The organism is Endozoicomonas sp., from assembly GCF_051008435.1.
Classification (GTDB): domain Bacteria; phylum Pseudomonadota; class Gammaproteobacteria; order Pseudomonadales; family Endozoicomonadaceae; genus Endozoicomonas_A.
The window spans coordinates 1-1,777 of the sequence record NZ_JBPCXO010000210.1 but is presented as its reverse complement, the minus strand read 5'-3'; the positions used below and the strand labels follow the sequence as shown (position 1 = coordinate 1,777).

General features: G+C 48.3%; 1 protein-coding gene. It reads left to right on the top strand.

Annotation, left to right across the window (positions count from 1 at the left end):
- The first annotated feature begins 159 nt into the window (after window positions 1–159).
- Complete coding sequence (locus ACR2PX_RS10930) at window positions 160–1,410, top strand: hypothetical protein (protein ID WP_433999389.1); 1,251 nt, start codon at window positions 160–162, stop codon at window positions 1,408–1,410.
- The last annotated feature ends 367 nt before the right edge of the window (window positions 1,411–1,777 follow it).

The following is a 1,777-nucleotide window of genomic DNA, read 5'->3' as shown; positions in this document are numbered from 1 at the left end:
AGTAGTCATCGACACTGGCAGGAAACATGTCAGGCGTACTGCGATCAATGGGTCGAAAAGTCCACTTCTTCATTTGACAGAGGTCGTTGTTCTGGGTAGTGAGTACAGACGATTATGCCTGTTTTTTACTCTTAGTCCGGCAGGCTCCTAGCCAGGAGAATGGAAGAAGAACCCTGCATTATTATTGATGGCCGATTTGTTTATGCCCCTGATAACGTTTCTGTTGATACAACAGAGATGGCTGAAGCTCTGGCGTCCACTCGATCTCGACCCACCCGAGCCTATGTTATGATCGCTCCTGCGCCCGAAGAAGGTGCGGACTATCACTTTACGCCTGTTGCTGTTGCTTCATTAGAACCTGCAACAAGCAACGCTTTAACTGAGCCTGATCAACATGAATTTTCGGCAGAAACCAGTCAATTAACAAACCCTGCATCGGTTGAACCCGAATCAGCTACCTCATCAGAGTCTACCGACCAGCAAAATAAAGACTCTGAAGAAGACTCCGATGTCCCCAAGCCGAAACCACCAGCAAACAGCTCTTCAAGGACTTCTTCTGATGAAGCCCCCACTGAAAACAGTCCTGCTTCTTATCAGATAAGATCTAAATCGTGGCAGCTCAAAAGCGGATCTCTGGAAAGCACTCACAATCCATTTATTCGGCAATTCCTGGAAAGCCTGCTTGCCCAGGGGTATGAAATTGTTCATGGAAGCTTCTTTTATTCAAACAGTCGATCTTTGTCTGTTCAAGAGTTCAACCGACTTGCACAGAGTTTAACCGCCTACCTGCATAGCCAGACCCATGTTCGGGGATACCCCCACGAAGCTTTTATTCTAATGAATGACACCTGGATGAGTATTCTTGTCCCTTATCCAGACACTCAGCCAGACTACCCTCCTGGCTACCCATCTGGAGTCACTCCGGTCTACATACCTGAATCTTCAGGGGGCGCTACTCCAGGTGACTTTTTTCAGCCGGCTCAACCCTTTTTGAGTGTTCAACCTCTGCAACTCCTTTGGCAGATCAACCCCTTTGCGGCCTCCATAGCCCAACTGGCTAACGCAGATGGCTATTTCGTTATTTACCTGAACACTTTATATGTACCCGAGTTGGCCACATACGACATTAATCAAATTATCTACCTCTACCAGCTGGCCGTTTCACAATCTGCGATTCCACAAGATCAATGGAATCAAACTATGCGGACTTCTACGCACTCAGGTGCTGTGCTGACCGGATTCCAAGATCTGAATATTTTTTCTCAGCTGCCCAGTACACAACAGCTCTCTCCCCAGCTCATAACGCTGCCTCAGGCTGCAACGCCTTCAGAACAAGTTGCAGAACAGAATCCCGCTGCATCGGTAGATTCAGCAACCAAAGCACCTAGTACCCCGTCCGGCTCCATTTGATAGGTTCAGCGAAAGCCAGAGCCTTCAGGTCAAGGCGTAGCTGTGCAGGAATACCGGAGTCTTTCAAACAGCTGCAACGCGGAGCTGAAGGCTCTGGCTTTCGCCCTTCGGGTGGTTCGTAAAGCGGCCATCCGACTGCGTTGAACTTGCTTGACGCAGAACCACTATGCCTGCGCAAATTCGCCTTGCGTATGGACGATTTACGAACCACTGAACCTATCAAATGGAAGCGGACGGGGTACTAGGAGCCTGACCGAGAATAGGTTATTCAGATATCCAAAATCACAAAATGAGCAAAAAACATCCATATCTCCGACGTGATTTGCTCATTTTTACAGATTGGCAGCCTTTTACCGCCTTTATGCTG